Below are 20,786 nucleotides of genomic sequence, written 5' to 3' on the forward strand. Positions count from 1 at the left end.
CTGACTTTCTCGGCGGGAAACTGCGAAGAGTAATCCACGCCCGGGGCCAGGGTGATCTGGAAGCGGTCGACGTTCTGATCGGCGGCCTGAGTGATCTGACGGTACAGGCGCGATGCCGTCAAGGGTTTGATCTCATCACGATTGAATTGAATTTTGCGGGAGGCTTCCTTGCTTGTTCCTGTTGGAGTTTGCACGGAGTAATAGAGAGTCGCACTCGAACTGGTTGCATGGGGTTTGCGAACGAAGGCGCGGCAAGTCCCCTGCTCGTCACATTGGAAAACCTGCCGACGATTCTCATCGGTCAGGCTTGGTGTGTCGCGGAAGCGAAGATCCGACCAGCGTCCAACGACAATAGCCGTGGCCTTGCTGCCATCATAGGTTACATAATCCTTGCCGGCTTCCAGCACAAGTTCCTGGTACTTGTCCTTCAGATCCCACATTTCAATTGTGGCCTTGGACGGAACAATTCGGTGCATGAACTTGATAGTCTGGCTTGGGCTTTTATAGTTGCCGATTTTCAAACTATAGCTGCGGGTGACGAAGTCCTCGCTTCCGTTATAGCGGACGTAGAAGCTGCAGCGCCCTTGGGTATCGCAGCGATTCTCGTCTATGTAAAGATTGGTAGTCCAAGGGGAATCGATCTCAAGGCCGGTGACCAACGCCCCTTCCGCGGCGGTATAATCCACACCGGGCTCAATCGTCACAAGAGTCTTGGCGTCCTGTTCAAGGATCACTTCCTTCAACGACGGCTTCACGGCGGCATCCACAAAGTTCAGATCCAGCTGAGCTTTCTGAGTATGACCCAGAGTCGACCAGATCAGCGTGGCCCCGTTATTGGCCCGAACGTTGAAGTTGCCCACGCAGGAGTCTGCCGAACACTGGAAGTAAGAGCGATCCATACCCCGGGCATCGATCACGGCAATCTGCGAGGCCGGTCTTTTCCAGGAGGACGTGTAATGCTCCCCTTGGACCAGACGCACGCTTGCGGGACTGCTGTAATAATTCATTTTGGAATTCTTGAGAGTCACGACTTCAGGCTGCGGAAGCAGAGTGTGTCGGGACCGAAAGACAGGACCTTCCAGAACAAAACTGATGGAAGGCGTTGCCTGGTACTGATCGTAAACGAAATCCAGCGTACACTCTTTCTCGCTGCAGCTCGCCCCAGAAACCTTGCCCGCCGCAGCGCCCGCCTGGGCAAGTTTCGGCACAAACTTCAAAGGCGCGCCCTTTTCATCGCTCAAGGGTACGGTCAAGCGCACGGTTTCATTATACAAAGGATTGAACTTAAGGGCTTCGAGTTTCGGCGTTTGCCCGGCAAGCTTCAAGCGCCCCAGAGTCCAGGTCGTATTCGCTTCGTCCACGATGGAATAAACCAACTCAGGCGTATAGACTTCAGCCAAATCCTTGTGAGTATATTCGATGGTACAAACACCTTCACGGCAGGCGGCGCTTCCGATATCGAAGAAAGCCTGCTTGGCGATTTCGATCTTCACCGGCTTGCGGCCGTCGATCTTCGGATAGGCAATCGCTTCGCCGCGCTCCACTTCAGGGCTGCCGGCTGGCATCAGCGTGATCGTGTGTTTCACTCCGACGCCACCAGGAATCGAGGCATTCGGTGTGCCCAGGACCGGCACATCTGGACTGTGCGACGTATCACGGTCGCAAGCAGAGACAAGCACTATCGACAGAGTAAGAAAGGGCAAAAGGGATCGCATGGTTATACCTTCCATGAGTCGTTGAAGCCAAACACGCAAAGCGTCCGGCCGCGGTCATGACAAGGCAAACGTCCAAACATTGCAGGAAAAAATCGAAAAAAGGGTTCAACCCGAGGTGATCACCCCACCTGTCGCGGGCAAATCCAGCTTCAGCTCCACGCCCGAAAGGCCAAGGCGCAGACTCTCGCGCAGAAGATAGAGCAGCTGCTGCGTGGCCAGCTCATATCCAAGTCCATCCGGAACCCGCACGTTGCTGATACAGTTTCTGCGACTATCCAAAGTTCCGATGCTCGGATTATAAGTCAGATAAATTCCCATGCTGTCATGCGCACTCAATCCCGGGCGTTCCCCCACGAATATCACGGACAGTCGGCTCTTCAAAGCCTCGGCGACAGCATCCGCAGTGGCGACCCTGGCGAAAGGCAAAAGAACGAAGGGATAAGGTTTTTGCCGAAAGAACGCTTCAGCCCTGAGTGCCGGCAGAAAGTGCTTCAAAAAAGGGATCAGCTGCTTATCCATGGCATCGGTGGAAAGGCCATCGGTCACACAGAAAACCAGTTCGGTATCAGCGGCAGGCTTCCAATTTTTTAAAGATTGAAAAGAATCCGCATGCAGACGCCGTCCCAGGTCGGGGCGCATCAGGTAATGCTGCCGATCACGGACTTCCGTCGCGGCCACTTGAAAGGGAATGGCTTCGGACGCGAGGAATTTTTCCAGTGGCGCCGTGTTCCAGGAACGCCAGAGGCTATCGCGGGCCAAGGCCTGCGCTTCGAGTATTTTCAGATGCTCACGCGTCGGCACGCTGCTGCCATACCGTCCAAGCCCCACACGAGCCTGAGTCCAATTGCGCCAGGGATTCTGTGTCATGCGCCGCTCCCTTGTGGAAAAGCCAATAGACGATGCTGCGGGTTCGCGATCAAACGATTGCTTTGCGTATCCAAAAACCCCTGCTGGCTCAGCCAGGCTTCAAATTCCGGCGCGGGACGCAGGCCCAGGGCCTCGCGCAGATAAAGAGCATCGTGGAAAGACGTGCTCTGATAATTCAGCATAATATCATCCGCCCCCGGAACGCCCATGATGTAATTGCAGCCAGCCGCAGCCAGCATTGTTAAAAGACAATCCATATCATCCTGATCCGCAAGGGCGTGCATCGTATAGCAGACATCGCAGCCCATCGGTAAACCCAAAAGCTTCCCGCAGAAATGATCCTCAAGACCGGCACGGATGATCTGCTTTCCATCCGCAAGGTATTCAGGCCCGATAAACCCGACGACGGTATTTACAAGGAAAGGATCAAAAGCCCGGGCTACGGCATAGGCCCTGGCTTCCATGGTCTGGGCATCCACGCCGAAAGCTGCGTCGGCGGATAACGCGGAGCCTTGCCCGGTTTCAAAGTACATGACCGTCTGCGAATGCGGGTTGCGTTTCAGCGACAGCGCCGCACTCTGCGCTTCTTTCAAAAGCTCCAGCGTCACACCAAAACCCTGATTGGCTTTCTCGCTGCCGGCAATGGATTGAAAAAGAAGATCGAGCGGCGCGCCGCGTTCAATCGCCTGAATCTGAGTCGTCGCATGCGCCAGCACACAGTTTTGCGTGGGAATTTTATTCGCTTCCTGCAGATCCGCGAGCAGCTGCAGAAGGGTCACGACACGATCCGGTATATCGGTAGCCGGATTGATTCCAATCACCGCATCCCCGCTTCCGAGCAAAAGTCCATCCAGAATACTGACCGCGATTCCGCGTGGATCATCCGTCGGATGATTGGGCTGAAGACGCGTGGCCAGGCGGCCTGGCAAACCCACTGTGCTGCGAAAACGCGTGATCACCGGACATTTGCGAGCCGCCAGCAAAAGATCCTGGTTACGCATGAGCTTGCTGACCGCAGCGGCCATCTCGGGTGTGATGGCCTGCCGTAAACTATGCAGTGTCGCGGTATCGGTCTGATCGTTCAGAATGAAATCCCGGACTTCACCCACTGTCATGGACGCCAGGCGAGCAAAGGCCTGCCTGTCATGGGTATCCAAAATCAATCGGGATACGGCATCGTCTTCATAAGGAATCACGGTTTCCTGCAGAAAATGCGCAAGGGGCACATCCGCCAGACAACGCTGGGCCGCTATGCGTTCCCCGGCCGACTCGGCGGCGATCCCGGCCAGCTGATCGGCCGAGCGCAAAGGGCTGGCCTTGGCCAGGAGCGTTTTCAAATTGCTAAAGGTGAATTCAGATGTGCCGACGCGTCCACGAAAGCTCATTGGGTCTCCTGCAGCTCGGGTTCGCTACCGTCCATCCTAACAAAATCACAGGGGACCTGTCAGGTGAGGATGCAGGGTTGGGGTTGTCCTGTCCGTTACATTTCGGTGGAAGGCATCTTCACCCGTGCCACCACATTTCGGTGGAATGCCTCTCTTGACGCTGGTTGACAAGTTCCGCATTTCCGACGAAACAACCAGCGTACGCAAATGCGTTGAATGGAGGTCCCACATGAACCGTCTGCTGCTATCCCTTGCACTCCTGACCCTGACGTTCCTTCCCGCCCGCCTGCATGCCGAGGCGATGGTGAAACTTCTTGCCATGCATGGTTTTGATTGTCCGCCAGTCTCCGGCTGCTTCGACACTTCCAAAATCAGAGGCACAGTTCAATTGAAAAAGATGGGAAGCCTGCGATCGGTGGATATCGTGTACTACGACTACTATCGGCAATCGTGGGACTCCATCCCCGCCAACTATCTTTCCTCGGTGTCCGATCAGCAGGAACTTTGGACCTTTCTCGTACCCGCCTCTGTTACTGAATTTGCGATTGCCTATCATGCCGATGGCGCGGTTTACTGGGACAATAACGGCGGAAAAAATTATACCGGCGCCCATTACGGATATGGCGCCTGGCTAGGTGATACGCCGCTCTTTTTCGGGCCGGAACTCCAGTGGACCTACATCGCAGTCGGCGGGGAAACCTTGAGCAGTGGCTATGATCAAGCCGCGGCTTCCTTCACAGGGGGCGTCTGGGTGCAAAATCACCCCGCGGCGAAAACAGTCACTGTCGTTTATACTGATGATCAGTGGAAGACGACCCGAACTGTATCCGCCGAGCGGCTGCAGGGCCCCATTTATCCATCGGGTGTTGAGCTTTGGAGTTTTCAAGCGCCAGTAAAAGCGGGAACGCCGGCCGCGAATATTGAATTCGCGGTGGCACTCAAGCGCGGGAATGAAACCTTTTGGGATAATAACTACGGACGCAATTTTAAAATCAACAGCGAGTTGAAATTCAGCCGCTGATCACGCCACTCGACGCGCCTGCTGTAAAGCAGGCGTTTTCGGAATCCAAAGTTCAAATTCCGTACCCTGCCCCAGTCGGCTCGTTACCTGAATCTTCCCACCGGCCGCCTGGATGCTTTGCGCAACCGCCGACATACCCACACCCCTGCCCGAAATATCCGAGACTTTTTCAGCCGTGGAAAGACCATTGCGGAAAATCAGTTCGAGCTTCTGCTGCTCATTCAGCTTCGCGGCTTCATCGACCTGAATCAAACCGGCATTCAAACCTTTCCGCACCAAAGCTTCAGTATCGATGCCCTTGCCGTCATCGGCCAGCTTCAGGACCCAGGCATTGTCTGTTTCGGTAAAGGTCAAACGCAGATGACCGATCACCGGCTTATCTCCCCGTTCATCGGCGGATTCCAGGCCATGGTCCACGGCATTGCGGATCAGATGCGTGAGGTTCTGCAGAACAGGTCCAAACACTGTGGGATCCAAACGGACGTCACCGCCGACGATTTCGAGTTCCGCTTTCTTATCGAGTCGGGTCGCGAGATGGCTTACAAATTCCGGCAGCGGTCCCACCAGTTCCTTGGCCGTCTTCAAAGAAATATTCTGGATCCAGAGCGTCAGCTCCCGCTTCGCCTCATCCAGGGTTCCCACGCGCCCTACGCGCTGCTCCAGGACCTTGATGGCATTTTGATCCAGCTGCACCCAGTTGCCCACGCCCTCATCATAGCTGATGGACAGAAGCTGATAGTTGGCCAGCAGGAATTCCTTCAGTTTCTGCTCGACCTCCAGCACATGCTGCGAATGAATGCGGCTTTCATCTTCCACCTGATGAATCGTTTGCGCCACGGCCACAAGACCAAAGGAACCACAGTTGCCTTTGAGCGTGTGAAGGAGAGCGCGCACTCGTGCTTGATCCAGCATCGCATCTTTGCCTTTGAGTTCGGCGAGGCTCCGGCGTGCATCGGCAAGGAAAAGGCCAAAAGCTTCGCGCTGCCGCAGAATGCCCAGCACGGCGTTGATGTTGATGTTCTCCTGTTCGGCCACTTCCAAAGCCGTAACATCCGAAATGGTAAAGAGCACCAGCTCCACCTGTCCGGCTTCATTGCGCACGGCGTTGGCGGCCAGACGCAGGGTTTTCCGTCCAACATGGAAGCGCTGCGGCAGCTGCTGCGTGGTGACCTCTTCCGGCATCAGATCTTCAAAGATCTCACTGATCGCAAGCTCATAATAGCTGGCGTCGGCCGCCTTCATACCCAGGAGCAGGGTCAAGCGCTGGCCCACTTTCACCCGATTCTCAAAGAAGTTCTGGCAGGATTTGGTGAATCCATCCTGAACCACGCCCTCCCGATCCACCAGCAAAAACCCGCTCTGCACATTGTTCAGAATCGTCTGCAGAGCGTGACTTCGTTCCTTGACCCTATCCTCAAGGCTCGCATTCATTTTCTCCAGCTGCCTTGAGTATTCCTCAAGGCTGAGGCGGGCATCCAGAACCTTGACGGTCAGCTGATGAAAGACCGATTTCAAAAGCCCGATTTCATTCCGTGGCAGCGTCCCGCTCAGCGTCCTGGAAATCCGGCTGGTGTCATTGTTTTGGATCATTTCTCCGGTGGCCTGGATGGAGGCCGTGGTTTGCGTCAAAGGCACCAGCACAAGTCGATGCAGCAGGAACGAGGCCAGGAGCCCAACGGCTCCGACTGTCATAACGAGGTAAAGAATCAACATCCGGGTAATGGAATCGGCAACAGCGGCTGCCTCGGCATAGGGCTTCACGACCACGACCTTCCAGTAGGACGAAGGCACGTGGAAGATATAAGCCAGGGACCGGGAGCCTGTGACGAAGTCCTTCTCCAGTTCCAGGCTTTGATAAAGCCTTGTCTGCTGGGTACGGCCTTCCAAAGGATCGCGCATGATCGCGTTGATAAATTCCGCTTCCTTTTCATCAATCTGATAGCTATCCGCATTCACTTTTTTGGAAATGGACGCATCATAGCCGGGCATCGACTGGGCGCTTGTGAGGATATCCTGATTCATGGCGTCCAATGCGCTCGCAATCGGCGTGAAGTTCTTTTCCTTCTGGGCAAGCTCACTCGCCATGATAAAGTCTTCGGTGCGATTGCCCTTGTCATCCTTGCCAATTTTTTTCACAAGGTCCAGACGCGGGAAGGTCAGGAATTTATTGTTCCGGTCCATGATGAAGACATAGCCACCGGTTTTCTTCTGCCAGGCTTTGGTCAAGGCCTCAAGTCCTTCCAGCTTCACATCAATGGTGACCTCGCCGGTGAACTTGTCATTTTCGAAGATGCCGACCGTACAGGTCGTCATCGGCTGATAGCTATAAGGGTCCATGTATGAGCGGCTCCAAAAGCACTTGCCGCGCTTTGCATAGCGAACCACGACATACCATTCTTCGTTGTGATAGCCGGCTCCGGGTTTATTGTAATCATCAAAGAATTCCAGCTGGCCATCTTTATTACGGCCCCAGAAAAAGCTGCTTCGCTCTTTTTTCGTATCAAAGGCGAAGGGCTCAGGCCAGAAACCGCCGCCGGCCACGCCCTGGTCCCCTTGAAAATGAATCAAGGAGGGCAGCGAGCTATGAATGACTTTTTCGTTTTTCGGCAGCACCCGACTGGCTTCCGCAAAGGTGCGGGCCAACGCATCGACTTCAATGAGGCGGCTCTGCAGATCACCGACGGCATTGTTACCCGTCTGCTCAATCAGACGACGACTTTCTTCCAGAACCTTTTCCGTTCCCTTGAACTTCATCACCAGCACGATACCGCCCAGCAGCCAGATACCGAGAACCAGAATCACAAGCTGGGTCTTGAACCCCAAACTTTGGTGCCAGCGTAATTTTTCAAACTGAGCCATGAAATGTCTCCCAATGCAGTGACGATTCCTTCGGCTCGTTTTGATTGGCATCCAGGCTTTTCTCTAGTCGATTCTTCTTATAACAATAGTTTCAGTGGCTTATAGAATATCCTAGGTAAAAAAAAGGCCCCAAAAAGGGCCCTTCGGGCAGCAAGAATGGGGTGTTCAGAGAGCCTTTTTCTCGACGTAAAGACTCGCGTCTGTGGCCACAATAAAACGCTCGTCGGTCTCAGCTTTATAGACGGTAAAATAGAGCCAACCATCGGAACGGAAATGCGGGAACTGGGCGTAATAGCCTTTGGGCATTTGCGTCAGGGCCATGGCCTCTTTTCCGCGCAAAAGATCGTAGACGTAGATATCAGATGACGAATCCAGGGCCTCCACTCTTTGCGGCTGCTTCGCATAGCGATAGAACGCCATCATCCGTTCATCAAACGAAATATTAGGCTTTTCACCACCATCGGTACACAAAAGAGCGGTCGATTCATCATTCCACTCAGGCAGGCTACCATCCCGACCAAAGCCTTCATCCAGAAGAAAAAGCCGATAACCGCCATGCCGCGCCTTGCCATCAGTCGATGCCGAGACGATCGAGCTTGCAATCTGGTTGGCCGGAGACATCATCCAGCTGCCATGATAGGGCGTTTTCAGCTGCTGGCTGCTGATTTTCTCAAAATCACTGTCGTTGACGCGGCGAATCGTATCCACCGAAAGTTCCGCAGCCTTTCCAAAGAGGGGCGCTATGTCACGAACCAAGGAATACCCATCATCGGATGAAAAATATCCAGCCAGCGTGCGAATATCACCGCTGTCCAGATTGCTGCCGATGGCCTGATAGAGTCCTATCTGAAGGTCACGCTGCGAACAGCCGGGCTGCATGAAGTCAATGGTCACGAGGTCCGTGCTGTCGAGCAGACTCTGGTCGCAGATGCGTGATCCGTACTGCTCACCCTGAAAGATAAAGCCGCTGTTATCCGGCAGAAAACCAGGATCATAAAGGGCCTCGACGGAAATCTTGCGGGCAGAGCGGCCCTCCAGTTTATTCTGAAGGTCGATGATGGCACTCGGGTGGCCGCCGTTGGCCACATAACGGCCATCAGCCGACGAGCGAATCCAATAGTTCGTGCCTTCGTCGAACTGATAGAGCACCCGGATATGTCCGGCCACTCCGGGCGCTTTCCACTCGTCTTTCAAAGGGAAAACATCCTGACCCTTGGTGGACTGGGTAAAGCAGTTGTGCTTATTGCCATCGACACAGGCAAACATGGGCAAACCGCGAGCCATGTTCACATGCTCCCAGCCCAATCCGCCCTCACTCATGCGGCGCACATAGTCCTGAAATTTGCTGCCGATTCGCGTCTCACCAGGACTGCGGCAGACATCAGGGCCGTCATGCTTAAGAAAGTCCGCGAGGCTGGGATAATAGTAAAGCACCCAGGACAGTATCTTCTCAAAATCCTGATCGGCAAACGCAGTCCCTCCGAGCGGCATGCCGGCATTGGCCTTGAAATCTTCGTAGTCCGCTTCACGACCTGCTGTCTTGAACAGATCCTTGAACACCTGATGATCGACACCGGCCGCCATGAATCCAAGGTTTGCGGGTCCGATATCCTTCACATCCGCATTATCACCGGCGAGACTCCCGAGACAGGCAAGGACATTGGTCGCGTCCTCCCTGGTTTTTACGCCGGAATCAAAGCAGGCATACGCAAAGGACGTGGAATTATAAAGGCGATCCAGTTCGTCAATGTTATTGAAGTTCTGATGACAGCCTATGCACTTGCCATTATCCGCATGCCCATCACCTTCCGCATAACCAATGCGCGCGGCCACGGTGCGAATGTCATCAACACTCAAGGCATTGGTGGGAAAAGGGTTGGTCGCCTTTTCATCATGCAGGCGGCTGGACTTGCCCGGTTGACAGGCGACAAGGCCGATCAGGGCCAGACCGACTAAAACGAGTTTCATGGATCCTCCTTCGAACTTTATTCCGCTGGCAAGGTCTTACGCCAGGCCAGATTGCGATGAATGAGCTGATAAAGACTCTGTCCGCCTTGGGCTGAAGACCAGACGTAATCGGTGACAAAGGTGGAGCGCTGCCGGGTGCTGCCGTGCCGGGGAAACTGCTGAGCATCCTGAAGAATCGTGTCCTGCTGCGCGGCGGTTCCGGCAAACTGATGACAGCCGATGCAGTTGGTCCTTTGATTGTGTGTTCCCATTTCCAGATAGGGATTGCTGCACCAGCTCTGCCCTGGATTGCCGCTTTTTGCAGCCTCAAACGCTGCCGCAAGATCAGGATATTTTTGAGCCAAGGCCTCCCAGTCCTGGGCATCATCCTGAAAGCGTGTGACTGCACAGATTTTATAATGGCTGAAAAGAGGACCAAGCTTGTCGATGAACTCGGGGCGATCCTCGCCGAAATCGCGATCAGCTTCCGCTGACCACCACGCTGTGATCCAAAGCCAATCCTTTTGATCCTTGGTCATGATGTGAAGACCTGGCAGCAGCAATCGGTTGCTTCCGACATTCACTGAAAAAATGGAAGCGGGAATGGGCGAGGTTTCGGCCAGCTGGGCCCAGCTTCCCGTTTCATTCCGCATCAGACTTTTAAGGGCAGCCGCGTCCGTGGGATAGGTTTTGAACGCACTCTTTCCGTTCCAAAAAGCGGCTTTCACAATCGCCGAGGCGCGCGGCCATTCCTTTTGAAAGCAGCTGGGCCTTTCCTCCAAGGTCGCCGGGCGCTCCTGACCTTGAAAGCAGTTTTCCAGCTCCGCATAGTTCTGCAGCACAGCGTGCATAAGATGGGGACTATAATAAATGCGGCTCGTTCCACCCAAACCCGACCAATCCTGGAGCGTGGGCTCGGGATGCTGTTCGAGCCAGCTCTGAAGACGTATCTGCAAAGGCTCAGGCATGGTATCGAGTTCGCGCGCAAGAAAAAGATCCGCATTCCTGCGCTCATCATCCGTCAAAGGCGTGCCGGCTTCCACAGCTTCCATCGACGCGTTCTGCAGTGCATAACGCAGCCAACGCTGAGCATCCTCGATCGTGTACCAACTCAAAAATCGCGGCACTTCACCCTGCAAAAGACGGCCATCCTTGGTTCGGCTTTCAAACCGAACAGGCTGCACGACCTCGGCGAAAACCCGCCACGCCACCTGCCTTGTCGTTTCCATGGACGATTGAAGCAGAGGATCCAGAGCCTCGCCCGACCACTGCGGGGTATACCCCTGCGGTTGATTCAAGACACGTCTTCCCACTGCATCGCTTTCGACTACAGAGTTTGCCAAGGGCTTTGGACGACAGCCTTCCATAAAAAAGACCGCAACGACAAAGAGCAGCAATTGGTGAATTTTACCGATGACCTTGGCCCCTACAAAGCGATGAGATGGGCCGTGAATACCAAAGGACAAAAGCGTTTGCAAGGTGACTTCCACTGAGGACACTTGTTCTTCACCGCTGTTCGGAGTAAAAAGCATCGGTCCAAGCCCGTGAACAATCCAAGTTTGATAGGAGTCGATATGAAAGTTACGTTTCTCAAGACACTGGCGCTGTCGAGCCTTGTGTCCGGGGCAGCCTGGGCACAAAGCTCGGCAGCCGAACTAAAGGAGGAAGCGCGTTCGATTTTTCTGACATCGTGCGCCGCCTCCTGCCACAACAAAGCTGTCAGCCCCAGGTTGACTGACGCTTCCGGTGACGTGGACTTTAACGCTGTGAAGCTGAATGCCGCTCGCATCATCGCTCGTGTTCAGGACGCTTCGATGCCGCCCCGCCGCGCGCCTGCCTCGCAGCAGATAACCGCCGCTCAGCGTGAGACTCTTCTGCAGTATGTGAAGAGTCTGCAGACGGATACTCCCGATAACGCAGGTCTGCCGCTTGCGTCTTTGCGTCTCGCTTCCGGTTTCAATATCGAAGTCTTTGCCAAGGCGGAAGGTGCGCGTTCGCTGGCAGTTCATCCTGAAGGCATCGTCTTCGTCGGCACGGGTGGATTCTCCAATGTCGATCCCAATGGTCGCGTTCATGCGATCGTTCCCACCAGCAGTGGCCGCAAGGTGATCGCGCTCGCGTGGAACCTTGATAATCCCAACGGTGTGGCGCTGCAAGGGAATGACCTTTACGTCGCTGAACAAACCCGCGTGATCCGATTCAAGGATGCTGTGGGTTGGGTGAAGGCCAACGTCGGCAAAAACCTCGGCAAGACTTCGGCACCCTTCACGACTGTTTATTCGGGCCTTCCCGATCAGCCGACGCACAGCTGGAAATATCTGGGCTTTGGTCCCGATGGAAAACTTTATCTGAACATCGGCGCGCCTTGTAATATCTGCCTGCCCGATCGCGACACCTACGCGACCATCATGCGTATGAATGCGGATGGCAGTAACCTGGAAACAGTAGCACGCGGCGTGCGCAACACCGTGGGCTTCACCTGGCATCCGGAAACGAGGGAGATGTGGTTCACCGATAACGGCCGTGATCAGCTGGGGGACAACCTGCCACCGGATGAACTCAATCGTTTGACTGCGGATGGTCAGGACTTCGGTTATCCCTACTGTCATGCGAAGACCATCAGCGATCCCACCTACGGTAAAAATCAGGACTGCCGCAGCGATGCCTTCACCAAACCGGAAGTGGAACTCGGCGCGCATGTTGCGGCCCTCGGTTTGACCTTCTATCAGGGTTCGATGTTCCCCGCGGCCTATCAGAATGCGGTCTTCATCGCCGAGCATGGTTCATGGAACAGCTCGCGTAAAAACGGCTATCGTTTGAGCGTCGTGCAGTTCAAACAGGATGCGGAAGGCAAAACCGTTGCGACCTATCAGCCCTTCATTGCCGGTTGGTTGAATGATGCCAATCAAACCAACTGGGGTCGTCCGGTGGATGTGAAGAATTACGTCGATGGTTCGCTCCTTTTGAGTGATGACCAGACCGGCGCAATTTATCGCGTGACCTATACCACTCCCTGATTCCACTCACGAAGGGAGCCCCCTTCGTGATACAACAGACCATCCACGTGCGCAGGGCCTTTTGCCCTGCCCAAGACAAAGGATGGCCTGTGAATCGTGATCCTCTTGAGGCGCCTCTTTTACGGCGCCTGCCCGCCCCCGGCACTCCTCCTGATAACGGCGCTTTGCTCGACGCCTTCCTCGACTATGTCAAGGAACGCGGGGTGGAGCTGTACCAGGCTCAGGAAGAGGCCATTCTTGCGCTTTTCGATGGCGGCAATGTCATACTCAATACGCCGACCGGCTCCGGCAAATCGCTGGTGGCCACGGCTCTGCATTTTCACGCGCTGGCCACCGGGCGGCGCTCGTTTTACACCTGCCCGATCAAGGCGCTGGTGAATGAAAAATTTCTGGCACTGTGCAATGAATTTGGCGCGGACCAGGTCGGCATGATCACGGGAGATGCCTCGGTCAATAGCAAGGCTCCTATCATCTGCTGCACGGCCGAGATTCTTGCCAACATGGCCCTTCGCGAGGGGGACAAGGCCCCGGTCGATGATGTCATCATGGATGAGTTTCACTACTATTCGGATCGTGAACGCGGCGTGGCCTGGCAGCTGCCGCTTCTGACCATGCCGAAGGCGCGTTTTCTTCTGATGTCAGCGACCATGGGTGACACCAGCTTTTTTGAAAAAACCCTGAAGGACCTGACCAGCCGCGATACGACCGTCGTGCGTTCGAGTGAGAGGCCCGTGCCTCTTACGTTCGTCTATCAGGAAACCCTACTGCATGAGACGATCAAGAGTCTTCTCGCGAGTGGGAAAGCGCCTATCTACCTTGTGAACTTCACCCAGCGTGATTGCGCGGAGGAAGCGCAGAAGCTGATGTCGGTGGATTTTGCGACCAAGGAAGAGAAAGCGGCGATTGCTGCGGTGCTGACGAACGTCAAGTTTTCGAGTCCCTATGGGAAGGAAATTCAGCGGCTTTTGAAGCACGGGATTGGTCTGCATCATGCCGGTCTTTTGCCGAAGTATCGACTTTTGGTGGAGCAGCTGGCGCAGAAAGGGCTTTTGAAGGTTATCAGTGGGACGGATACTTTGGGCGTGGGTGTCAACGTTCCGATTCGGACTGTGCTCTTCACGAAACTTTGCAAATTCGATGGCAGCAAGGCCACGATTCTGAGTGTTCGGGATTTCCAGCAGATCAGTGGTCGTGCGGGACGTAAGGGGTTTGATGATCAAGGGACGGTCGTGGTGCAGGCACCCGAGCATGTTGTGGAAAACATGTCGATGGAGTCGAAGGCGGCCGGTGATCCTAAGAAATTGAAGAAGATCGTCAAGAAGAAGCCGCCTGAGAAAGGCTATGTTCACTGGGATGTGAATACCTTCAATCGTCTGATCAGTGCGCCGCCTGAATCGCTGACGTCGAGCTTCCAGGTGTCCCATGGCATGCTGCTCAATATTTTGAGTCGGGATGGGGACGGTTGCCGGGCGATGAAGAATCTGATTCGGAATTGCCACGAGACGCCGCAGTCGAAGAAGACTTTGACCAAGACGGCGTTCCAGATGTTCCGTTCGCTGGTGGAGCGTGGGATTATCCGCTTTGAGTGGCTGGCGGAGTATCGGCATAAAAAGATTCTGGTGGACAGCAATCTGCAGACGGACTTCTCTTTGAATCAGTCGCTGTCGCTTTATCTTCTGGACACGATTAAGCTCCTGGATCCTTTCTCCCCTGATTTCGCTTTGGATCTTCTCAGTTTGGTGGAATCCATCCTGGAGAACCCGGAGCTGATCCTGCGAAAGCAGCTGGATCGGATTAAATCCCGGAAAATGGCCGAGATGAAGGCGGATGGGATTGAATACGAGGAGCGCATAGCGGAACTTGAGAAGATGGAGTATCCGAAGCCGAATCGCGAATTCATCTATGAGACCTTCAATCGTTTTGCGGCGACGCACCCTTGGGTGGGGAATGAAAATATTCGACCCAAGTCCATCGCGCGCGAGATGTACGAATCCTTCTTCTCGTTTGATGAATACATCCGCGACTACGAGCAGCAGCGGGCGGAAGGGCTTCTGCTTCGCTATCTGATGGAAGTCTATAAAGTCCTTGTCCAGACCGTTCCCGAATCCTATCGGAACGAGGAAATCGAGGGGATGATCGATTATTTCGGTCGGATGATTCGGAATATCGACTCCAGCCTTCTCGATGAATGGGAAAAGCTGCGCAATCCATCCGCTGTGGTCGAAGCCGCGGAAGAGGAAGTGGTGCAGGAGGCTCCCGATATCACGCGTGATATGCGGGCGTTCACCGTTCAGATTCGCAACGAAGTCTTCCGCTTCGTCCGCGCGGTGGCGGCCGGGGATGCCGAGGGTGCGATGGCTTTGATCGAAGGTGGGACCTGGACGATTCCGCTCTTGACCAATGCTGTGAATCCTTACTTTGAAGAGCATCACGACATTGTCACCGATCGACAGGCTCGTCATCCGCAGCACTGTCGTGTCAAGCCTCAGAAAGATCCCGAGGGCTGGCGTGTGGAACAGACTTTGATTGATTCAGATGACCACAATGACTGGCAAATCACCTTCTTTATCGACCGACAGAAATCGCGGGAGCAAAATCGACCTGTGCTGGAACTCCTGAAGGTCGGGCATATGGAGGACAGTTGATCGATCCCGGATGAAGAAAGGGGCCATAGGCCCCTGTCTCTTCACTCTTTGCGAAGGGCCTGTTAATTGCCCCGGTATGTGCTGTAGCCGTAGGGGCTGACGACAACGGGGACATGATAGTGAAGTTTCTGATCTTGTACCTGAAACACTACGCTGATTTCAGGAAAGAATGGATTCGGCTTGCTCTCCGAATACTTCGTCATATCGAAGATCAGCTTATAAGTTCCGCTGGTGACCTTAACATTGGGACCAAAGGACTTGATCCTTCCATTTTCGTCCGTCGTACCGCTTGCCAGCTTCGTCCACGCTCCACTTTTATCCTTGATTTCCAGGACAACGGGAATATTTTTTCCGCCCACTCCCGAGGCCAGGTCCAGGACGTGAGTCGATATTCCCTCTGCCAGCGCATGGCTGGAAATAAAACCAAACAAGGAAATCAAGAACGCCAGGATTGATTTTTTTGTCATACGAACCCTCTTAAGCTTATTTTGTTGTAATTCCTAATTCCGACAAAGCACCGCTCTGTGCCAGGGCGTGATCGTTTTCTGGACTCCCTCCTCCTGCAACACCGATGGCTCCGATTACCACTCCGTTTTTCCAAAGTGGAACACCTCCACTTAAAAGCAAGAGTTCGGGAAGCTCGGCTAAGTTTCTGGTGTCTGGATTGGCCGTTGCTTTGCGCATAAGCTCCAAGGTTGCGGTCTTGGTCGATAGAGCCGTGTACGCTTTTCTTCTTGCAGCCTCTGTGTTGTGAGGCCCGACCTGGTCTCCTTTATAAATCAACAGAGTTTCACCGTTCACACCGACAACAGCAAGACTTACTTTCTTGCCAAGTTTTTTTGACGCGGCCTCCACTCTGCTTGCAACTTCTTTCGCTCCTTCAAGGTTCAGTTGCGTTTCCTGTGAGACAAAGTCTTTCTTATCCTGCCCAAAAGACTTGGTACTCAGCAACGCCAGCAGCAGAAAAATCATTCTCATGAAACAACCTCATTTTGGTCTAAACAGAAGCCTCGTAGGGAATTCCCAAGGAGCAGCTCCAAACATTCTACATTACACATTAAAAGTTTCTAAGGGTATGAATACCAATAGGCCGAGCTTTTATAGACTGACAGCGCTCCGTTGTTGGCTCACTTCTTTTCAGCGAGTCAACTGCCGAACGAAAGTGATCCTCGTCTGCAACAGCCAGATCGCAGGAAAATGGGCTGCATCAGGCATCGTGCAAGGCATCGCAAGGCTGCGAATATGCGCCTTTGATTTAAACCTTCGGAGAGCTATTATGAGTGCGATGCCAGATCTTGGGAAGGAGACTTTATGAGCATACGTAATACTGTTATATTAATTACGCTCGGGTTCGTACTCTTAGCGGGCATCACTGCGGTCGTGTTGAAGAAATGGACAACAGACATGGAGCAACTCGCGGACGCTGCAAGTCAGCAGATGGAAAGTGTGCTGGCTTCTGAAGAGCTTCAGATCAGCCTGCTCAAGTTCAGCCGCGAAACACTTTTGAATCTGGCCAGGCGGGAGAAAACTCCGGTCGCGTTTCGTCTGGAGCAGGAAGCCCATTTAACCCAAGGCCTCAGTAAAGTCAGGAACTACGTTGATACAGATCAGGAAAAAGATCTCGTCGACAAGATCGAGGCGTCGGTACGCGATTATATTTCGTTTCAGCATCAACGTTCTCGCTTGTCCCCCGAAGAGGCTGCGCAGCTGACCAGTTCGACGATTATAGATGACGCTTTGGTCAGCGCCCAGGCGCTTACCGATTTGAACAAGAGGCAGGCAGGGGATTTCGAATCCCGGCTGCGCAAGGTAAGCCGGGATGCCGACAAAGTCGCTGCTGTCATGTTCGGCATCTCCTTATTCGGTTTCTTCCTCGCGTGGATGATCGTTCGAACCTGGATCTACAATCCCGTCGTGCTTCTAAGAAAACAGATCGATCAAACGTCAGGTGCCGTATTCAAGGAAGTCGATGAGCGAGGTCCCGAAGAAATTCGAGCTATCGCCGCTGCTTTCAACCGCTTGGGTGCCAGGGTCATGACGCAGAGAGAAGCTTCCCTGCGCTTCCTGGCAGCGGTGGCGCATGACCTTCGCAATCCCCTCAGCGCCATACGAATGTCCTCTGAGATTTTGCCCGACGAGGAAAGTCCTGAGGAGCGAGAGGCGGTTGTTCAAATCATTTCCAGGCAGGCCCAGCACTTGGATCGGATGGTCGGTGATCTTCTGGATACGACTCGGATTGAATCCGGGCAGCTTGAAATCATGAAAACTGAGGCCGACCTTTCCACTTTGGTTCATGAGAGCGTTGCGCTTCATCGGTCGACATCACAGGTCCACAAAATTAATGTGTCTCTTCCGAGTGGGCCTGTCGTAGCGGAGATTGATCCGCTCCGAGTCATGCAGGTGCTCAACAATCTCATCAATAACGCGATCAAATACTCGCCAAACGGCGGTGTGGTTTCAGTTTGCTTACTCAATCAGAATGGTTTGGCAACCATCGAAGTCGGGGATAATGGGATTGGCATCGCCCCTGATGACAAGGAGAAAATCTTCGAGCCCTTCCGAAGGACGGCAACGACCAAGCTCACAATCCCAGGCGTAGGCTTAGGGCTATCCGTGACGAGGCGGATCGTAGAGAGCCACTCGGGAACAATTGAAGTGGAGAGCACCCCTGGGAAAGGCTCTATTTTCAGAGTGAGACTTCCTTTGGGGGCTGTTCGCATATAACTCTAACGCGCACTTCCCCGCGCAATACCAAGGCGGTCTTCATAAGCGTCCAAGACCTTCCCAAAAGCCGGGCGCTCTTCGCAGCGGCTGCGATATTTCACTATGTTCGGATACCCGGCAAGTATCTCCGTTTTACGAATTTCCCGAAGAACACAGGTAAAAGCAATGTCCGCGACGGTAAAACTGCTTCCCATAAGGAACGGCTGATTCTGCACGATCTGGTCAATTTTCGGCAGAAATCGTCCCAGAATATCCACATGCCAAGGGCGCAGGGCTTTCAGGTGAGGATTGGAGTCACCCTGAAGATCAGCGAACAGGACCGGCAGCGCAAAGGGTTCAATATTATTCAACGACGTGATCAACCAGCGATAAACCTGGGCCCGCCCTTGAAGATCTGAAGGGATCAGCTTTCCGGATTTTTCCGCAAGGTAGAGGAGAATGGCGCCGGATTCCGTCAGGATATACCCATCATCATCTATAGCCGGAATCTGCTTAAAGGGCGAAATTTTCTCAAACCAGGTTTCGTCCTGAAGACCGTTCGGACCGCAGTCGAGTCCGATAGTTTCATATGCGATACCACACTCTTCCAAAGCCCACATGGCACGGATATCACGCGTGTAACCCCAAAGAAAGGGCGGCAAAGATTTAAAAACGTAAACTTTCATTTCTTTGATCCTCATTATGCAATAATTCGTTTTATTGCGAACGGGAATTCAAATCAACTCTTAACGCGTGACCTCGCTATACGAAAACCAAGATCATCAATCGCATAAGTCGGATGACTCCGACGCCGATTGGAGGCCAAACACCCACGCTCCTCGTCATTCCACCCGCCACCACGGAACACCCGATAGGTCCCGTAAACCTCGACATCATACAAATCCTCACACCACTCCCACACATTGCCCAGCATATCGTAAACACCCCAACCATTCGGCGCTTTCAATCCAACGTCATGAGTGCAACCCTCAGAATTCCCCGCATACCATGCAATCTCATCAATCTCTCCATACCGCACTTTCCCGCTATCAGCCCGACACGCATACTCCCACTGGGCTTCACTCGGGAGACGGAATCCATTCGCACTCTCATCAATATCAGCCCCCTCGCTATTCACTAAATAACAAGGCCGCAACCCCAAAATCTCCGACAGCCTATTACAGAATGCAGCAGCATCAAACCACGACACCGTCTCCACAGGCCTTCTGGCCCCTTTAAAACAGGAAGGATCCCGCTGAAGAACCGCCGCATAAAGCTCCTGCGTCACGGGAAACCTGGAAATCAGAAAAGGCTCCAACTCCACAGCCCACTTCGTCTTCTTCCTATCATCCCGCAGTTCAATCTCCCCACGAGGCAATTCCAACATCAGCTCATCCAGCGCTTTTGATATATCCATAAGTCTCCTGCCTTTTCTGCTTCAACCCGCATCCTGAATAGCTTACTATCCCTATGTCGCAAAACATCCACAACCACGAAATAGGAAAGGCCGCACAATGAACGACCGCATCATATTCCTCCTGGACGGAATCGAAGCCCTCGGAAGCCTCGCATTCACCGGCCTTGTCCTCCCCTCCTGACGAACTCAAGATCTACCGAAAGCTCCCGCGCCGCTGGCTTTCCACCTCTCTGCCTTTCGCGCTATAATGAAGACAAAGTCACAGCTCTTGGGAGGCAGTCTGGATGTTTTACAAAATCCTGGCCCTGGACGGTGGTGGTCTGCGTTCGATCTATTCCGCCCAACTCCTTTTCCGCCTGCACGATCGCTATCGCATCCTGGATAAGGTCGATATGATCGCCGGCGTCAGCGGCGGCGCGATCACGGCCGCGGGTTTATCCTGCGGCTGGTCGCCAAGCCAGATCGTGGATTTCTTTGCCAAAGACGGCCCGGATATTTTCGAACGCACGGTCTACCCGGGGGTGATCGACGACCTCGCGTACATGCACCGCAGTAAATATGGGGAAGGCCGCCGCCGCTTTTTTGAGCGGTACTTTGGCGAAAAAACCCTGGCCGATGCGAAGAGAAGCCTTGTTATCCCAAGCTTTGACGCCAAACACCGTTCGGGCATCTGGCAAACGGTGTCCTTTAATAATTTCAAAAATTCCCCGCTGCGCAATGTGAAGCTGGTCGACGCCGTGATGAGCAGCAGCGCAGCCCCGGTGTATTTCCCGGTGAACACCACCGAGGTCGAAGGCTTCACCACCAAATACATCGACGGCGGATTCTGGGCAAATAATCCGAGCGACACGGCCTTCAGTGAAGCCGTCCGCGATGATCACGGCGGCGCCGCCTGGGACAAGGTCGTGGTTCTTTCCCTGGGAACGACACGCGGAAAAAAGGTCCTTTCCACCCCGAAAAACAACCTCGGCTGGCTGGATTGGTTCCGAGCGGATCTGATTGATATGATTTTGGATGCGGCCTCGAAGAGCGCTGTGGATTATAAAATGCAAAATTACCTGGGCCCACGCTATCATCGTATGGATACCGTTCTGGAAGAACCGATCGACCTGGATGATATCAGCAGCATTCAAAGGCTCGTCGGGCTTGCCAATGAATACGATATGGATGCCGTCGAACAGTGGATTGAAGGCTTCTGGCTGTGAAACAG

General features: G+C 53.8%; 15 protein-coding genes. 5 read left to right on the forward strand and 10 right to left on the reverse strand.

Going from position 1 to position 20,786, the window contains the following annotated elements; all coding sequences use genetic code 11:
- The 3 genes from VFO10_RS25610 to VFO10_RS25620 form a co-directional block, all read right to left on the reverse strand.
- Nucleotides 1-1,715: hypothetical protein (locus tag VFO10_RS25610; RefSeq protein ID WP_325144851.1), on the reverse strand; the 1,715-nt coding region annotated here is incomplete at its 3' end.
- Between the two features lie 105 nt (nt 1,716-1,820).
- A complete protein-coding gene (gene eutC, locus VFO10_RS25615; RefSeq protein WP_325144852.1) occupies nt 1,821-2,582 on the reverse strand; it encodes an ethanolamine ammonia-lyase subunit EutC in 762 nt (253 codons plus the stop codon).
- The gene (locus VFO10_RS25620) at nt 2,579-3,967 is read right to left on the reverse strand and encodes an ethanolamine ammonia-lyase subunit EutB (RefSeq protein WP_325144853.1); all 1,389 of its coding nucleotides are present in this window, start codon (nt 3,965-3,967) and stop codon (nt 2,579-2,581) included. Before VFO10_RS25620 ends, eutC begins: the two co-directional genes overlap by 4 nt.
- A gap of 229 nt (nt 3,968-4,196) precedes the next feature.
- Here VFO10_RS25620 and VFO10_RS25625 point away from each other — a divergent pair, with 229 nt between their 5' ends.
- Complete coding sequence (locus tag VFO10_RS25625; RefSeq protein WP_325144854.1) at nt 4,197-4,988, forward strand: hypothetical protein; 792 nt, start codon at nt 4,197-4,199, stop codon at nt 4,986-4,988.
- Here the strand turns inward: VFO10_RS25625 and VFO10_RS25630 are convergent, their stop codons facing one another.
- From VFO10_RS25630 to VFO10_RS25640, 3 genes are all read right to left on the reverse strand, one after another.
- Entirely contained in the window at nt 4,989-7,847 is a 2,859-nt protein-coding gene (locus tag VFO10_RS25630) for an ATP-binding protein (RefSeq protein WP_325144855.1), read from the reverse strand.
- A gap of 165 nt (nt 7,848-8,012) precedes the next feature.
- Entirely contained in the window at nt 8,013-9,815 is a 1,803-nt protein-coding gene (locus tag VFO10_RS25635) for a hypothetical protein (protein WP_325144856.1), read from the reverse strand.
- A gap of 17 nt (nt 9,816-9,832) precedes the next feature.
- Nucleotides 9,833-11,272: a hypothetical protein gene (locus VFO10_RS25640; protein WP_325144857.1), complete on the reverse strand. Its 1,440-nt coding sequence runs from the start codon at nt 11,270-11,272 to the stop codon at nt 9,833-9,835.
- Nucleotides 11,273-11,368: 96 nt separating this feature from the next.
- Here VFO10_RS25640 and VFO10_RS25645 point away from each other — a divergent pair, with 96 nt between their 5' ends.
- Together VFO10_RS25645 and VFO10_RS25650 are read left to right on the forward strand one after the other, a co-directional pair.
- Complete coding sequence (locus VFO10_RS25645; RefSeq protein ID WP_325144858.1) at nt 11,369-12,811, forward strand: PQQ-dependent sugar dehydrogenase; 1,443 nt, start codon at nt 11,369-11,371, stop codon at nt 12,809-12,811.
- Between the two features lie 89 nt (nt 12,812-12,900).
- Nucleotides 12,901-15,456, forward strand: a complete 2,556-nt coding sequence (locus tag VFO10_RS25650) for a DEAD/DEAH box helicase (protein ID WP_325144859.1) — start codon at nt 12,901-12,903, stop codon at nt 15,454-15,456.
- Between the two features lie 62 nt (nt 15,457-15,518).
- On the opposite strand, the gene uraH is transcribed toward VFO10_RS25650, so the two are convergent.
- Nucleotides 15,519-15,923, reverse strand: coding sequence for a hydroxyisourate hydrolase (gene uraH / locus VFO10_RS25655; protein WP_325144860.1), 405 nt, complete (start codon nt 15,921-15,923; stop codon nt 15,519-15,521).
- Nucleotides 15,924-15,939: 16 nt separating this feature from the next.
- A complete protein-coding gene (locus VFO10_RS25660) occupies nt 15,940-16,434 on the reverse strand; it encodes a heme-binding protein (protein WP_325144861.1) in 495 nt (164 codons plus the stop codon).
- Between the two features lie 333 nt (nt 16,435-16,767).
- Between VFO10_RS25660 and VFO10_RS25665 the strand changes: the two genes are divergently transcribed.
- Nucleotides 16,768-18,180 carry a HAMP domain-containing sensor histidine kinase gene (locus VFO10_RS25665; protein WP_325144862.1) on the forward strand — a complete coding sequence of 471 codons (1,413 nt, stop codon included), beginning with the start codon at nt 16,768-16,770 and terminating at the stop codon, nt 18,178-18,180.
- 2 nt (nt 18,181-18,182) lie between these two features.
- Here VFO10_RS25665 and VFO10_RS25670 read toward each other — a convergent pair whose 3' ends face one another.
- On the reverse strand, nt 18,183-18,845 hold the full coding sequence (locus VFO10_RS25670) for a glutathione S-transferase family protein (protein WP_325144863.1): 663 nt from the start codon (nt 18,843-18,845) through the stop codon (nt 18,183-18,185).
- Between the two features lie 53 nt (nt 18,846-18,898).
- The gene (locus tag VFO10_RS25675; protein ID WP_325144864.1) at nt 18,899-19,576 is read right to left on the reverse strand and encodes a formylglycine-generating enzyme family protein; all 678 of its coding nucleotides are present in this window, start codon (nt 19,574-19,576) and stop codon (nt 18,899-18,901) included.
- Between the two features lie 284 nt (nt 19,577-19,860).
- On the opposite strand from VFO10_RS25675, the gene VFO10_RS25680 reads away from it, so the two are divergent.
- Complete coding sequence (locus VFO10_RS25680; RefSeq protein WP_325144865.1) at nt 19,861-20,781, forward strand: patatin-like phospholipase family protein; 921 nt, start codon at nt 19,861-19,863, stop codon at nt 20,779-20,781.
- Nucleotides 20,782-20,786: the final 5 nt, after the last annotated feature.

This window comes from Oligoflexus sp. (assembly GCF_035712445.1).
GTDB lineage: Bacteria > Bdellovibrionota_B > Oligoflexia > Oligoflexales > Oligoflexaceae > Oligoflexus.